Here is a 16022-nt window from a genome sequence, read left to right as displayed (position 1 = left end):
AAGTTAAATAAAATGATACAACAAATAGAGAAACATATTCAGCAAAACCTATCTTTTTTACAAGGTAAAAAGGTGCTTTTGGCAACCAGTGGCGGCATAGACAGCATGGTTATGGTTCATTTGTTTCAGCAAATGGGTTTTAACATGGCTATTGTTCATTGTAATTTTCAGCTTCGAGGTTTAGAAAGTTTTGAGGATCAAAATTTTATTCAAGAGTATGCATCAAACAATAATATTCCTTTCTTTTTTACCCAATTCGACACCAAGTCATTTGCCGAAGATTATAAAATATCTACACAAGTTGCCGCTAGAGAGTTGCGTTACAGCTGGTTTTACGAAATTTTAGAGCAAGAGCAATACGATTACATTCTTACGGCACACCATGCTGATGATGCTCTTGAAACTTTTATAATCAATTTAAGTAGAGGAACTGGAATTGAGGGTTTGACCGGAATTCCTCAGCAAAATGAGCGTGTAGTAAGACCACTTTTGGCATTTAGCCAAGATGAAATTACACGTTATGCCCAAGAGAACAATATGAAATGGAGAGAAGACAGCAGCAATGCCACAGATAAATACCTTCGAAACAAAATCCGGCATCAGTTTGTACCTTTGTTAAAAGATATTAATTCTAATTTTTTGTCATCATTTCTTAAAACGCAAACCTATCTTCAGGAAGCTCAAGTTATGATGGAGGATGCCGCTATTATGATTTATCAGCAGGTGGCAAAGCAAGAGGATGAAATTATATATCTTGATATTAAAAAATTAAAACAATTACCTAATTATAAATCCTATTTGTACCAATGGCTCAAAGAATTTGAGTTTACATCTTGGAATGATATTTATGCACTTGTTGAAAGTCAATCAGGCAAGTTTGTTCTCGCTCCTCAATACCGATTATTAAAAGATAGAGATTCTTTAATCCTTAGTCCGATAAATTTCGTAAATACCAATGAGGAATATTTTATTTCTGAAAATCAAAGAGAAGTTAATATTCCCTTAAATCTGACTTTTTGCAAAGTAGCCGACATTAGTATCGTCACAAATACTTCTATCTTTGTAGATGCAGATTTGTTGCACTACCCATTGCGATTGCAAAAATGGAGTGAGGGAGCTGTTTTTCATCCTTTTGGTATGCAAGGGAAGTCAAAAAAAGTGAGTAAATTTTTTAAAGATGAAAAATTATCTTTAAATGAAAAAGAACAAACTTGGTTGCTATATTCCGATGAAACAATAGTTTGGCTTGTTGGATTAAGACCAGACGAACGGTTTAAAGTAACCGAAACAACTAAAAATATTTTAAAAATAGAACTACGCTAATGAAAAAATTATTCTTTCTTTTATGTGCTTTTTTGGTCTACGCCAATTCAAGTGCACAAGTTTTAGATCCTGCTAAATGGACTACCAAAATTGAATACAAAGGTGGATCTACTTATCTATTAACTTTTAATTCTGTTATTGAAAATGATTGGCACTTATATTCTCAATTCACACCAGATGGGGGACCACTTCCTCTTGAAATTATTTTTAAAAACCAAAAAGGAAATTTTAAACTTATTGGCAAAGCCAAAGAAAGCAAAACAAGAACTGCCTTCAATGATATATTTGAGGTAAACGAAACTTTTTTTGAGAAAAAGGCTCAAATTCAACAAGAAATTGAACTTACAAATACTAAGCTTACTGAGGTTAAAGTTGACTTTAATTATCAAGTATGTAAAGATGTCTGCATCAATGTTGAAAAGAATTTCACTATAAAAATTCCTCAAAATGAAAGTGCAACTACAGAAGTAGCACCGGTGATAAATGTTGCGACCGGGGATTCAACTCAGTCAAAAGAGGTTGTTGATATTTTGAAAACAGAGGTAAAATCTGAGAAAACCGCTAAAATAATAGCGTCTATAGCTGAAAAACCAGAGGAAAAAAGAGGATTATTGTCTATCTTTTTTATTGCATTCTTATCTGGATTTGCAGCATTATTAACACCATGTGTTTTCCCAATGATCCCTATGACGGTTAGTTTTTTTACCAAACAAAGTAAAACTAAAGCAAAAGGAATTCGAAATGCTATTATTTACGGTATTGCGATAATTTTTATTTATGTTGTTTTAGGATTTTTGGTAACGGCAATATTTGGAGCTGATGCCCTAAATGCTTTATCTACCAATGTATGGTTTAATATCATTTTCTTTATTTTATTAGTTGTTTTTGCCTCGTCATTTTTGGGCGCATTCGAAATCATGTTGCCAAATTCTTGGGCGAATAAAGTAGACAATCAAGCAGATCGAGGTGGTATAATTGGTATTTTATTCATGGCATTGGCTCTAGCCATAGTTTCTTTTTCATGTACGGGACCTATTGTAGGAACTTTATTAGTAGAAGCAGCATCAAAAGGTGGTATTGCACCTATTGTAGGAATGTTTGGTTTTTCATTAGCACTTGCATTACCATTTATGTTGTTTGCTATGTTCCCAGGTTGGTTGAATTCATTGCCTAAATCAGGTGGTTGGTTGAATACGGTTAAAGTAGTATTAGGTTTCTTAGAACTGGCATTGTCCTTTAAGTTTTTATCTAATGCTGACTTGGTATTGCAGCTCCATTTCTTAGAAAGAGAAGTGTTTTTAGCCATTTGGATTGCTATTTTTGGAACATTAGCTTTATATCTTTTTGGAAAAATTACACTCCCACATGATAGTCCATTGAATCATATTTCGGTAGGAAGATTGTCTTTAGGATTAGTAGTTTTAGCTTTTACGGTGTATCTAATTCCAGGGATTTGGGGAGCGCCATTAAAATTAATTTCAGGTTTTCCGCCACCTATGACCTATAGCGAAAGTCCTTATGGAGTAGGAAATTCAAAAGGAGGCTCAGCAACAACAGCTCAAGTTTTACCAGATGGAGCTCATTTAGGACCACATGATTTAATAGCTTTTGAGGATTATGACAAGGGAGTAGCTTACGCAAAATCAGTTAACAAACCTATTCTATTAGATTTTACAGGTTATGCGTGTGTGAATTGTAGAAAAATGGAAGATTATGTTTGGTCCGATCCAATGATTTTAAAAATATTGCAAAACGAGGTTGTGCTTATTTCGTTATATGTTGATGATAAAAGGGAACTCCCAAAAGAAGAGCAATACGTATCTAAAGAAACTGGAAAAGAGGTGGTAAGCGTAGGAAATAAATGGAGTGATTTTCAAATTACCAAGTTTAAAGCAAATGCACAGCCATACTACATTGTTATGGACACTGATGGGAATATGCTATCAGATAAACCAGAAAGTTACAACTCAGATATCAATGCTTACAGAGATTGGTTGAGAGACGGAATAGATTCATTTAAAAAGGCCGAATAGGCCTTTTTTTATGCTTATTTTTTTACAATGAATTTATTTTAGTGTCTTTAAACTGTTTTTATTTCCACATATTTTTTATCTTTAAACCCTATTAAATTTAAAAAACACATGAAAAAACTACTAAGTATTGCATTATTGATATTTGGTTTCTTATTATCCTCGGCTCAGGATTCTAAACCAAATTATGTAGCAGAAAATTACACTAAAAAAGAAGTGCATATCAAGATGCGCGATGGAGCTGAGCTATTTACCTCAATTTATGCTCCAAAGGATACTTCAAAAAAGTATCCAATTATTATGCAAAGAACACCTTATAACTCGGGACCTTATGGGGCTGATAAAATGAAAAGGTCGATTTCACCTAGTGATACGATGATGAAAGAAGGATATATTGTAGTTTACCAAGACGTTCGTGGTAGATTTATGAGTGATGGTTTGTATGATAACATGCGTGGCTTTGTACCTAACAAAAAATCAAAGACTGATATTGATGAAGCATCTGATACGTATGATACAATAGACTGGTTGGTGAAAAATGTACCTAATAATAACGGAAACGTTGGAGCATGGGGAATATCTTATCCAGGTTTTTATGCAACGTATTCTTTGTTAAGCAATCACCCCGCTTTAAAAGCTGTTTCGCCACAAGCGTGTATAGCTGATTTCTTTTTTGATGATTTTCATCATAATGGGGCTTATCTTTTAAGTTACTGGAAAGTAACGCCTTTATTTGGACCACAAAAAAAGGCACGTACCACAGAGCCATGGTATACTTTTACCAATACAGGAATCAATGATGATTATCAATTTTTTCTTGATGCTGGCCCACTTTCAAAATTAGATAAGTATTATGGAGCCGATAATGAATTTTGGCAACAGCTAAAAGATCATTCTAGTTATGATGATTTTTGGCAAAAGCGAGGTATTCTTCAACACTTGAACAATATAAAACCTGCAGTTATGACGGTTGGTGGTTGGTTTGATGCAGAAGATTTATACGGTCCATTAAATACATACAGCACGATTGAAAAGAGCAGTAAAAATTACAATACAATCGTAATGGGGCCATGGAGTCACGGAGATTGGGCTCGTAATTCTGCCAAACAAGTTATTGGGAATATTAATTTTGGTGATAGCATTTCAGGTTTTTACCAAAAAAATATTGAAGCTAATTTTTTCCGTCATTTCCTGAAAAATAATGGAAAAGGTGAAAACACACTTCCTGAGGCTTATGTTTTTGATTCGGGTAAAAAAGAATGGAAAACGTATGATGCTTGGCCTCCAAAGAATACCGAAAAGAAAGCTTTTTTCATGCAAGAGAACAAGTTGTCGCAAATGGCAAAAAGGAATTTTGCCTTTGAAGAGTTTGTAAGTGACCCAAAGAAGCCAGTTCCTTATTCTGAAGATGTAAAACAACAAGGTCTTACACCTAGAAAATACATGACTGATGACCAGCGTTTTGCTGCCAGACGTCCTGATGTTCTTGTTTTTGAAACGGAAATTTTAACAGATGATACAACACTTGCGGGGGACATTTTAGCCCAATTACAAGTAGCAACAACAGGCACTGATGCTGATTGGGTTGTAAAAGTCATTGATGTTTTTCCTAATGAGGAGCCAGAGACTAAAGAGATAGCTCCTCATTTAAAAATGAGCAATTATCACATGATGGTGAGAAGTGAAGTGATGCGTGGTCGTTTTAGAAATAGTTTTAGTAAACCAGAACCGTTTGTAGCTAATGAAAAAACAGCAGTAAATATTAAGTTGCAAGATGTGTTTCATACCTTTAAGAAAGGGCATAAAATTCAAGTACAAGTTCAAAGCACTTGGTTTCCATTGATAGATCTAAATCCTCAAACTTTTGTAGAAAATATTTTTTATGCAAAACCAGAAGATTTTCAAAAACAAACTCATAAAGTGTACAATGATTCTAAAATAGAATTTACTATCCTTAAATAAAGAGTTGTTAAGATTTATATCTTTTATGAATCAATCCCTTTTAAAAAAAAAATACCTCAAAAAGTTATTACTTTTTGAGGTATTTTTTTTTAAGATATGTTTCAAAATGATTATTTAATACTTATTCTAGTGAATAATGCTTGATTATAAAAATTCACCATGTTGAGAAATGTCAAGTCCTAATTCTTCTTTTTCTTCGCTTACACGTAAAGGTGTTATTTTGTTTACAATGAAAAACAAAACATACGATGCGGTAAAAGCAAAAATAGAAACCACAACTAAAGCTTTTAATTGGTTTAAAAATAAAGTTGTTTCTCCAAAAATTAAACCTTGATTATCTCCTACAATTGAGTTAATTGATTTTGAAGCAAATACACCAGTAAGAAGCATGCCTACCATACCGCCCACACCGTGACAAGCAAAAACATCTAATGCATCATCAATTTTTCCTTTATGAAATGCTCTCACTACAAGATTACTGATGATACTAGCAATTGCTCCTATAAACATAGCGTGTGGAATACTCACAAAACCAGCAGCTGGTGTAATGGCTACTAAGCCTACAACTACGCCAATACAAGCGCCCATTGCTGATAATTTGTGTCCTAGAATTTTGTCTAGAAATACCCAAGCCATTCCAGCAGCAGCTGCCGCAACTGTAGTAGTTCCTAATGCTTGTACCGCAAGGCCATTTGATCCTAGTGCTGAGCCTGCATTAAAACCAAACCAACCAAACCACAGTAAACCAGTTCCTAATAATACATAGGTTATTCTTGCTGGATTAACCTTTTGAACTTTTCTTTTTCCAAGGAAAATAGCTCCTGCAAGTGCTGCCCATCCTGCACTCATGTGTACTACTGTGCCTCCAGCAAAGTCAAGTACTCCCATTTTGAAAAACAAACCATCAGGATGCCAAGTCATGTGCGCAAGCGGAGTATAGATAAATAATATAAACAAAACCATAAAAAGTAAATAAGCCCAAAAACGGATACGCTCTGCAAATGCTCCAGTTATCAAGGCAGGTGTAATGATGGCAAACTTAGCTTGGAATAAGGCAAATAGCATAAACGGAATGGTAGGAGCAAGACTCCATGCTGTGTTTGTTCCTACACCTTGAAAAAACAAGTTAGGGATTGGATTTCCAATAATACCTCCAATTGTAGGGCCAAATGAAAGTCCGAAAGCAATGATAACCCATAAAACAGTGACAATTATCATGGCCATAAAACTTTGAAGCATTGTACTAATTACATTTTTTTTTCCAACCATACCGCCATAGAAAAAACCTAATCCAGGAGTCATTATAAGTACTAGAGCTGTTGCAACAATAATCCAAGCGGTATCGCCAGTGTCAAATTTTACAGCCTCGGTTGGAGCAGGTGCGTCGATTAAGAAATAATTTGAAAAAAGGGTAAATAACAAGATTGCAATTAACAGCACACTCAAAACAATTTTTCTCATAGTTTTTTGATTTAAATTTCAATAAAAGTATAAAAATGTTGTTTATACCCCATTAAAAATAACAGTATGAGTTAAACTTTTGAATATATATTAAAATGACCCCTATTTTTTTAAGGGTTAATTATAATTTAATCTTTAAATTTACAATTTAACAAGCCCAATTTGAACTTTTTAAAAATTTTATTGTCAATCTAGATTATTTACATGAATTTATTGCATAAAAAAAGACACTAATTGATGAATCAACTAGTGTCTTTAGAAATACCATTCTAAAAAAGATTATTTCAACGTATGTCTACTTAAAATTTGATACACCTCGTTAATGTTGTTACCGCCTTTTCCAAATTGTTTACTGATGGGGGTATCGTCATTATTAAGCCAAATTTTTAATTCAGCATCCATATCTAATAATCCTGCACTTTCTTTTGAGAATTTTTTTATACTAGAGTAGGGAATGGTTAAGTAATCAACTTTAGTTCCTACTAATTGTTTTTCAATTAATATTAACCTCTTATTGGTGAAAATAAACATATCTCTAATGAGTTTGTATGCTTTTTCAATTACCTCACCTTCAATCAAGATTGGTTCAAATTCTGTTGCAATATTTTGAATATTTACCTCAGACGCATTTCCTAGAATAGCATTAAATAATCCCATAATAATTTATTTTTGGTTGTATTTTGTTTTGTAACGATCGTTCAATTTAGTTTGATGTGTTTCTAAGCTAATCATTCTACCTTGTATGAAAGCATTTGTAAGCCTGTTTGTTCTCATATCAAGTGCATCACCATCAGATAAAAATAAGGTTGCATCTTTTCCTTCTTCAAGAGTACCGCATTGTGCATCAATACCTAATATTTTAGCCGTATTTGATGTTATAAGTTGTAAAGCTTGCTCTTTATCTAAGCCATAAGCAGCACAAGTTCCAGCTAAAAACGGTAGGTTTCTTGTGTTCATTCTTTCATGTGACCCACTATTTTCGAGGCCTACAAGAACTCCTTTATCAGTTAGTAGTTTTGCGTTTTTGTATGGTAAATCAATATCATGATCATCATTTTCTGGCATTTCATGAACTCTTTTTAATAAAACACCAATGTTATTTTCTCGCAATAAATCGGCAGTTTTATAAGCTTCATAGCCACCAACAATAACCATTTTTTTGATACCATTTTGTTTAGCAAACTGTACGGCATCAATAATTTGTTTTTCTTCATTAGCATGAATAAATAAAGTTTGAGTACCATCAAATAGACCTCTTGTAGATTCTAAAACAATGTTTCTTTCTTTTGAATTTTCGCCTAAATAAGCTTTGGCGTTAGCAAGATAAGATCGTAGTTCTTGAACTTCTTTTGCATATTCTTTGTTGGCTTCAATATTTCCTGGTTCTGCCCACCAGCCGCTTCTTCTAAAAGTTGAAGGAAAGTTAACGTGTATTCCATCATTTTCTTTAACCAATGCATCTTTCCAGTGCCATGCATCCAGCTGAACAATTGAGGATGTACCTGATATTACTCCGCCTCTAGGCGTTATTTGTGCCATTAAAATTCCGTTTGGTCTTACTGTTTCAATAACTTTTGAATCAGCTGTATAAGCAATAATGCTTCTTACGTGAGGTTTCATAGCACCTATTTCATCTTCGTCATCAGATGATTTAACGGCGTCAATTTCAACAAGACCTAAAGTAGAATTTGGAGCAATAAATCCAGGGTAAACATGTTTTCCAGCAGCATTTATCGTAACATCATAAGCACCAGCCGCAAGACGTATAGCGGTAGCATCGGCAATTAGGGTAATTTTTCCGTTTACAAATCCTAATGCACTGTTTTCAATCACTTTGCCATTTCCTAGATGCGCAGTTGCATTCATGATCAAAACAGATTTGGATTGTTTATTTGCGGGTGTTTGTTGCGCTTGAGCTAGTATTGGCAAACCGAGTGCCAAAATTAAGAGGTATATTTTTTTATAATTCATTTTATATTTTTTTAAAGTTGCTTGACTAAGCTTAAAGTATGAAATTGAGAAAGTGTTACTCCTCAAGAGTATCGCACTCATATTCTTTTCTTTCTTTCTTTTTAGGCTCTTGTGTGATCATTCCTTTGTTTTTTTCTTGTAACAATTGACCTATCAGTTCACTTCTTTCTTTTGTGATTTCTACTCTTTTTTCAAGATCTTTTTTTGCATCAAAGTACACAACTCCTTCAATTAAAGTTTGCTCTGCTTTTGCATAAATAGATAATGGATTGTCACTCCATAATACAATATCAGCATCTTTACCTGCTTTTATACTACCCACTTTATCATCAATGTGCAATAATTTTGCTGGATTCAATGTTACAAATTTCCACGCATCCTCTTCAGATATATTTCCGTATTTTACTGCCTTAGCAGCTTCTTGATTTAATCTTCTTGACATTTCAGCATCATCAGAGTTGTAGGCAACTACAAGTCCAGCGTTGTGCATAATAGGACCATTAAAAGGAATAGCATCATTTACCTCAAATTTGTAAGCCCACCAATCAGCGAAAGTAGAAGCTCCCACACCGTGCTCTTTCATTTTATCAGCCACTTTGTAGCCTTCTAGGATATGTGTATATGTATTTACTTTAAAATTAAATTTTTCAGCAACATTCATTAACATTAATATTTCTGATTGTACATAAGAGTGACAAGAAATAAAGCGTTCTTTATTTAATATTTCAGCAAGAGTCTGTAGTTCTATGTCTACTCTAGGAGCTTTTCCTTTTTTATTACTTGCGTTAAATGCTTTCCAGCTCAAATCATATTCTTTGGCTCTTTGAAAATAATCAATAAAAACTTGTTCAACACCCATTCTTGTTTGTGGAAAACGAGTAGGATTTGTATTTCCCCAGTTTGATTGTTTTACGTTTTCTCCTAGTGCAAATTTTATAAATCCTGGTTGGTTTTTGTATAACATTTCATCAGCTGCAGCTCCCCATTTCCATTTTACAATGGCAGATCTACCACCAATAGGGTTTGCTGAACCGTGTAATAATTGCGATGTTGTTACACCACCAGCTAGTTCTCTGTATATATTTACATCTTCAGAGTTTACTACGTCTTGAATAGTTACTTCGGCACTAGAGTTGTGTCCGCCTTCATTCACTCCATTAGAAATCGCAATGTGAGAGTGCTCATCTATAATACCGCTTGTAAGGTGTTTTCCTTTGGCATCAATTACAGTAGCAGAGGCATCCGAAATGTTTTTACCCACTGCTGCAATTTTTCCGTTTTTCACCAAAACATCTGTTTCGGTCAGGATTCCTTCTTTTTCGTTAGTCCAAACTGTTGCATTTTTATACAAGATATTTTGCGCTGCAGGTTTGCTAAGATTTCCAAAAGCTGTATTTGGGAATGTTCTAGGGATTACAAAATTGTTTTTTTCAACTTTAGTAGAATCGATGGTTTTTACAAATGGAGCTGTTTTTACTGCAGACCATTTTACTTCTTTTCCGTCAAATAAAACTGCTTTTCCAGAAAGGGTTTGGGTATCGTCAATAAACCCAATCAATCTTGTAAAACTAGTTTTGGTTGAATCCAAAGGTTTGATCACGGTAGATAACCAATTGTTGCTCATAGAAAGTTTTGAATTTACTTTTTTGGCATCAACAGTTGTAATTTCTGATTTTGGTGCGCTTACTTCACCATTTATTTTCCATTTGAATTTTTCATTATTAATGGTGAGATCGTAATTCCCTCTAATATCTTTGATAGTTAAATCATTTATTACAAACTTGTTACCTTGAACCCAGTTTTCATATAAAATTGTTTTTTCATCAAAAATGGCGCCTGATGCAATTACGAAATTAGCTAAGCTTCCGTTTTTTAACGATCCAACTTCATTGCTTTTTCCTAAAATAGCTGCAGGAATTGTAGTCAGTGCCTCTAGAGCTTTGGTACTGTCAAAACCAAATTTTATAGCTTTTAAAAGGTTTGTTCTAAAATCTTCAATTTTCTTTAATTTATCAGTAGTCAGAGCAAATACCACTCCATTGTCTGATAAAACTTTTAAGTTTGTAGGAGCTTGATTCCAAAAACGCAAGTCTTTTAACTCCATTTGATTAGCCTGGTTTGGATCCGAAACATCATACGCTTCTGGGAAATTTACGGGAATTATAAATTTAGAATTGGTGTTTTTAATTTCTTCAATTCTTTCAAATTCGTTTCCGTTTCCTTTTAAAACATAGTTTAAGCCAAATTCTTTAGCAATTTTGGCAGCACGTAAACTGTTTAATTTGTCCTCCGATGCAAATATTTGAACTAATTTTTCATTATTTGCAAGCGCCTCAAGCGAAAGATCTTTAGTAGCAGAGTTCCCCTTTTTATACCAGTCTAAATCATGATACATTTGTCTTAATAACGCCATCATTCCCATTAAAGACCCAGGATAGGATTGATTTGTGGTAACGCTCCTTGTAAAAGCAAAGTGATTGGTTAACTTGTCTGCCAGCAATTGGTTTTGCTTTTCAAAATTATTCAATGCTATTAAGGTCCCTGTTCCTCTTGCAATACCGTTAGGAACGTGTGTTCCTACTACTCCAAAACCAGCTTTTAGCAATTCTTCTGCTTTGGTTTGGTCGTATTTAAAGTTTTCATAGGCATTAGCCTCGGCTAGTATACTTTCATTCCAGTAATAGCCTATTCTTTTAGTGTCATATGTAGGCATACGTGGACCAGTAACACTTTTTGGTTTTTCTATACCAAAATTAGTGTAGATATCTATGAAGGAAGGATAAATTGTTTTTCCCTCAAGATTTATCGTAGTACAGTTTTTTGGAATGGTAATCGAGGTTCCCGCACTTACTACTTTCCCGTTTTGGATCAGTAAGGTACCTTTTTCAATAATTTGAGTTGGAGTTACATAAATTTTAGCATTTGTAAATGCAGTAAAATTGGCACTCTTGTTTTGTATACTTTCGTTATTAGGAAAGTATTCCTGCGCATACGTTTTAGATAGCACCACGCTAAATAAAAGTAGAAATAGAATTTTTTTCATAGTTTAGTTTCTAATTAGTTCTTAAAAGTAAAAAATTGTTCAAAGAGTGTAGGCTGTTTACATGAATTTAACATTTGTTTTTTATTATGTTGATTTACTAAGTATTATAAATTAGAATATGTTTCTATTTTATGAAATTATATAAAAGATGCTATTTTTTTATATTGTTTTTGCAGATGTTAAAATATAAGAAAAGTTTTTACTAATTTTATTTTAAAATAATAATATATGTTAGTAAAGGTTTTTGGGAGTGCTGTTTTTGGCGTTGAAGCTACAACAATTACAGTTGAGGTTAATATGGATAAGGGTATAGGCTACCATCTTGTAGGTTTACCAGATAACGCTATAAAAGAGAGTAGTTACCGTATTGCTGCCGCGCTCAAAAACAATACCTATGCTATGCCCGGAAAAAAAATCACCATTAACATGGCGCCTGCAGATTTACGTAAAGAAGGTTCTGCCTATGATTTGACATTGGCTATTGGTATTTTAGTGGCTTCAGGCCAAATCAAAGCAGATGCTCTTGAACAATATATTATAATGGGTGAATTGTCTCTTGATGGAAGTTTGCAACCTATAAGGGGAGCCTTACCAATAGCAATTAAAGCTAAAGAAGAGGGTTTTAAAGGTTTTTTTCTGCCTAAACAAAACGTAAAAGAGGCAGCCATTGTAGCTGGACTTGAAGTCTATGGTGTTGAAAACGTTCAAGAAGTGATTGATTTCCTTGAAGGTAAAGGAACTCTAGAACCTACCACGATTGATACTCGCGCTGAGTTTTACAAGACACTGGATTTTCCAGAGTTTGATTTTTCGGATGTAAAAGGACAAGAAAGTATTAAACGTTGTATGGAAATTGCTGCTGCTGGTGGACATAATATTATATTAATAGGTCCGCCGGGTGCAGGAAAAACCATGCTTGCTAAAAGATTACCAAGTATTTTGCCGCCCATGACTTTGCGCGAAGCACTTGAAACTACAAAAATTCATAGTGTTGCTGGTAAACTTAAAGAAGTGGGTTTGATGAATCAAAGGCCTTTTAGGAGTCCGCATCACACTATTTCTAATGTGGCCTTAGTAGGTGGCGGAAGTTATCCTCAACCTGGAGAAATTTCTATGGCGCACAACGGAGTTCTATTTTTGGATGAACTCCCAGAATTTAAAAGAGATGTACTTGAAGTAATGCGTCAACCCCTTGAAGATCGAGAAGTAACTATTTCTAGAGCTAAGTTTACGGTAACGTACCCATCATCGTTCATGCTTGTTGCTAGTATGAACCCTAGTCCGAGTGGTTTTTTTAATGATCCAGATGCTCCACAAACGTCTTCACCACATGAAATGCATCGGTACTTGAGTAAAATATCTGGGCCATTGCTAGACAGAATAGACATTCATATTGAAGTAACTCCTGTTCCTTTTGATAAACTTTCAGATGATCAAAAAGCCGAAAGTAGTGTTGCTATTAGAGAGCGCGTGACTGCAGCTCGAGAAATACAATCTGTACGTTTTGATCACATGGACCACATTCATTACAATGCCCAAATGAATACCAAACAAATCAGAGAGTATTGCGCTCTTGATGAGGTATCAAAACAATTATTAAAAACAGCTATGGAACGATTGAATTTATCTGCAAGGGCTTACGACCGAATTTTAAAGGTAGCGCGAACTATAGCTGATCTTGAAGCATCCCCAGCAGTGCAGTCAAACCATATTGCGGAAGCTATTCAATATCGAAGTTTGGATCGCGATGGTTGGTTGGGATAATTTTTTTGAGGATTTTTTTTAATTATGGTCTACTTTAAAAAACATAAATGATAGTCTTACTTTTTACAAGACATTAATTCATGATATATCGTAGTATATTTTTTAAATCTAAAATAATATTACGTTGCTATATCTAAATAGCTATGAAAAACGGAATTAGGACTAGTATAAAAGTAATGTTATAGTCTTTTTTATTTTGACCTTCGAGTCATTTTAATGAACCTATTCAAATTTACAGCTCATGGCTATTTGCAGAATTTATAAACGAGTCAATTTTGTCATCAGTAAGATTTTGAATGTTTTTAGTAATTTTTTCAATATCCCAATTCCACCATTGTATTGCTAATAATTTTTCAATTTGTTCTTTTGTAAATCTTTTTTTGATTTCTTGAGCTGGATTCCCTCCAACGATGGAGTAGGGTTCTACATTTCTAGTTACCGTCGAATTCGATGCAATTATCGCCCCGTCACCTATTTTTATTCCGGGCATTATAGTAGAGTTATACCCAATCCAGACATCGTTTCCTATTTCTGTATTTCCTTTATTAGGATACTGTTTTCCTTCCATGGCATTTTTCCAGTCCTCTCCAAATATTGCAAAGGGATAAGAACTTATTGATTTTGTGAGGTGATTTGCCCCATTCATTATGAATTTTACATCAGAAGCAATCATACAAAATTTGCCGATAATTAATTGGTCTCCAATAAAATCAAAATGATATTTTACGTTTTTCTCAAAATTAGCAACGTTTTCAAAATCATCATAATAGGTATAATCTCCAATAATTATGTTAGGGTTTGTGATTGTGTTTTTTAAAAAACAAAGTTTATTATAATTTTCTAATGGAAATTGGGTGTCTTTATTTGGGATTTTCATTTCTGAATTTTTCTAGATGATCTTTAATTTATTATTATAAACTATTTTTTCTTTTAAAAAGCCCACATTATCTGTAAATCATCGGAAATGTAGTCTGCCGAGGAAGATAGTAGATTCAAAAGTAATGGTCCTATTGTTTTTAATTTTAAGTGTAGGTAATTTAATTAAATTGGAAATACACTTATATAATTTTTCTTAATTTTTTTACTCCATCAAATCAATTTTGTAACCAATCCCAATATCAAAAATGGGATATTCCTTGTTTTTAAAATAGATAATTGGTTTTTCAATTTGTCTCCACTTTGAATCTCTTTCATAATCAAATCGATAAAATGTTTTAGTATCTTTTTGCCTTTCAATAATAGGGATGTTTGGTAAAATCCATTTTATAAATTTTTTATCAGCAAATTTTTTATTAACGTCATAAGGCATTTCAATAATTAGGGAATTATTTTCATCAACTTTCCCGATAAATGTTACTACAACAAACAAACCATCTTCGGGAATTTTGATGTTTTTTTCAAAGTTTGTAGTAAAAAAATCATTTATAAGTTCGGAATCGATTACCTCATATTTACAGTAATTATTTAAATTTTCACCAGGCATTCCATCAACACATTCTAATATTTCTAATTTTATTAAAGTTTTATATGGATATTGTTTCTCGGGATACATGTTTCTTGTAACATCATTAGCTTTTTTAAACACCGGAATTTCAATGCTTTTTAAATAATTTATTTTTGTTTCATGTGTATTAATTTTAAAAGCAAACTTCAAGCCTATTGCGCTATGATACATCTTGTTATAATCACTATGGATTATTGGTTTTGAATTTATTTTTTTTGCAACATTTAATTTTTGATTGTTTTTAATTACAACTTCATCTAAATTTATAATTTTTGGTTTTAAAAAAATGATGGAGTCGTTTATTTTTAACTCTATTTTTTTTAATTCGTAAGATACGTGTGATATTTCAAGTGAGTTGATATTAATGTCACTAATATTAATTTCACCTTTCTCACTTGAAAAAACACCATATCCATTTAGAAAATTGATGTTTGCATACTTTACTGGCAATTTTGTTATACTGTCTAAAACGTTTAGTTTTCTATTCTGAGAATTTGAAAAATAAATATTAAATACCGCAAGTGAAATACATAAAAAAAGTTTATTCATTTTATTTTTCTTAATTACAAAAAGTTTTTAGTTCGAACTATAAGACTAAAAGTAAATCAGTATAGAAACTTCATTTTTTAAATTTTAGTATAAATATAGTAGATTTAAACTACAAAAAATATTTTCAACCAAAAGGCAGTTTGCTTATTTGGTAAAAAAATACGTGAACTTGTCTCTTGAAATTCTCTCAAACTCTTCGAAAAACTTTTAAGTAATCGATACAAATATTCTGTTGTGCTTTTCAGCTACGTCTTATTAAACCTGTATTTAATTTTTTGTTTTTCGGTTGTTTCAATTTATTGTTAATGTTATGAAAGCAACTAGGCAATTATTGATTTCTAGGATTATTTATTTAAGGCAACATCATCTTTCCCAGATTGTAACTATTACAAATTAATAGAGATTTACTTTTTTT

Annotated in this window: 10 protein-coding genes; 4 read left to right on the top strand and 6 right to left on the bottom strand. The window is 33.0% G+C overall.

Annotated elements, in window-relative coordinates:
• Positions 1 to 12 precede the first annotated feature (12 nt).
• The 3 genes from tilS to AC061E_RS09815 all read left to right on the top strand — a co-directional run bounded on the left by tilS (position 13) and on the right by AC061E_RS09815 (position 5315).
• Positions 13 to 1323: a tRNA lysidine(34) synthetase TilS gene (gene tilS / locus AC061E_RS09825; RefSeq protein WP_478286084.1), complete on the top strand. Its 1311-nt coding sequence runs from the start codon at positions 13 to 15 to the stop codon at positions 1321 to 1323.
• Entirely contained in the window at positions 1323 to 3356 is a 2034-nt protein-coding gene (locus AC061E_RS09820) for a protein-disulfide reductase DsbD family protein (RefSeq protein WP_478286083.1), read from the top strand. Before tilS ends, AC061E_RS09820 begins: the two co-directional genes overlap by 1 nt.
• A gap of 108 nt (positions 3357 to 3464) precedes the next feature.
• Complete coding sequence (locus AC061E_RS09815; RefSeq protein WP_478286082.1) at positions 3465 to 5315, top strand: CocE/NonD family hydrolase; 1851 nt, start codon at positions 3465 to 3467, stop codon at positions 5313 to 5315.
• A gap of 144 nt (positions 5316 to 5459) precedes the next feature.
• Here the strand turns inward: AC061E_RS09815 and AC061E_RS09810 are convergent, their stop codons facing one another.
• The 4 genes from AC061E_RS09810 to AC061E_RS09795 form a co-directional block, all read right to left on the bottom strand.
• Positions 5460 to 6776 (bottom strand): ammonium transporter, encoded by a 1317-nt coding sequence (locus AC061E_RS09810; protein WP_144893609.1) that lies wholly within the window; start codon positions 6774 to 6776, stop codon positions 5460 to 5462.
• A gap of 279 nt (positions 6777 to 7055) precedes the next feature.
• Positions 7056 to 7433, bottom strand: a complete 378-nt coding sequence (locus AC061E_RS09805; protein ID WP_478286081.1) for a PH domain-containing protein — start codon at positions 7431 to 7433, stop codon at positions 7056 to 7058.
• A 6-nt stretch (positions 7434 to 7439) separates the two neighbouring features.
• Positions 7440 to 8747: an amidohydrolase family protein gene (locus AC061E_RS09800; RefSeq protein WP_478286080.1), complete on the bottom strand. Its 1308-nt coding sequence runs from the start codon at positions 8745 to 8747 to the stop codon at positions 7440 to 7442.
• A gap of 55 nt (positions 8748 to 8802) precedes the next feature.
• Positions 8803 to 11790, bottom strand: a complete 2988-nt coding sequence (locus AC061E_RS09795; RefSeq protein WP_478286079.1) for an amidohydrolase family protein — start codon at positions 11788 to 11790, stop codon at positions 8803 to 8805.
• A 228-nt stretch (positions 11791 to 12018) separates the two neighbouring features.
• On the opposite strand from AC061E_RS09795, the gene AC061E_RS09790 reads away from it, so the two are divergent.
• Complete coding sequence (locus tag AC061E_RS09790; protein WP_478286078.1) at positions 12019 to 13554, top strand: YifB family Mg chelatase-like AAA ATPase; 1536 nt, start codon at positions 12019 to 12021, stop codon at positions 13552 to 13554.
• 232 nt (positions 13555 to 13786) lie between these two features.
• Here AC061E_RS09790 and AC061E_RS09785 read toward each other — a convergent pair whose 3' ends face one another.
• Together AC061E_RS09785 and AC061E_RS09780 are read right to left on the bottom strand one after the other, a co-directional pair.
• Positions 13787 to 14431, bottom strand: coding sequence for a CatB-related O-acetyltransferase (locus tag AC061E_RS09785; protein WP_478286077.1), 645 nt, complete (start codon positions 14429 to 14431; stop codon positions 13787 to 13789).
• 204 nt (positions 14432 to 14635) lie between these two features.
• A complete protein-coding gene (locus tag AC061E_RS09780; RefSeq protein ID WP_478286076.1) occupies positions 14636 to 15607 on the bottom strand; it encodes a peptidase associated/transthyretin-like domain-containing protein in 972 nt (323 codons plus the stop codon).
• Positions 15608 to 16022 lie beyond the last annotated feature (415 nt).

It is taken from the genome of Flavobacterium sp. GNP011, assembly GCF_056428925.1.
Note: the sequence above shows the minus strand (reverse complement) of the source record. Positions and strands in the feature narration are given on the sequence as shown.

Excerpts from the sequence above, each read along its gene's own strand:
- tilS (WP_478286084.1), top strand. The coding sequence starts at position 13 with ATGATACAACAAATAGAGAAACATATTCAGCAAAACCTATCTTTTTTA.
- AC061E_RS09820 (WP_478286083.1), top strand. The coding sequence starts at position 1,323 with ATGAAAAAATTATTCTTTCTTTTATGTGCTTTTTTGGTCTACGCCAAT.
- AC061E_RS09815 (WP_478286082.1), top strand. The coding sequence starts at position 3,465 with ATGAAAAAACTACTAAGTATTGCATTATTGATATTTGGTTTCTTATTA.
- AC061E_RS09810 (WP_144893609.1), bottom strand. The coding sequence starts at position 6,776 with ATGAGAAAAATTGTTTTGAGTGTGCTGTTAATTGCAATCTTGTTATTT.
- AC061E_RS09805 (WP_478286081.1), bottom strand. The coding sequence starts at position 7,433 with ATGGGATTATTTAATGCTATTCTAGGAAATGCGTCTGAGGTAAATATT.
- AC061E_RS09800 (WP_478286080.1), bottom strand. The coding sequence starts at position 8,747 with ATGAATTATAAAAAAATATACCTCTTAATTTTGGCACTCGGTTTGCCA.
- AC061E_RS09795 (WP_478286079.1), bottom strand. The coding sequence starts at position 11,790 with ATGAAAAAAATTCTATTTCTACTTTTATTTAGCGTGGTGCTATCTAAA.
- AC061E_RS09790 (WP_478286078.1), top strand. The coding sequence starts at position 12,019 with ATGTTAGTAAAGGTTTTTGGGAGTGCTGTTTTTGGCGTTGAAGCTACA.
- AC061E_RS09785 (WP_478286077.1), bottom strand. The coding sequence starts at position 14,431 with ATGAAAATCCCAAATAAAGACACCCAATTTCCATTAGAAAATTATAAT.
- AC061E_RS09780 (WP_478286076.1), bottom strand. The coding sequence starts at position 15,607 with ATGAATAAACTTTTTTTATGTATTTCACTTGCGGTATTTAATATTTAT.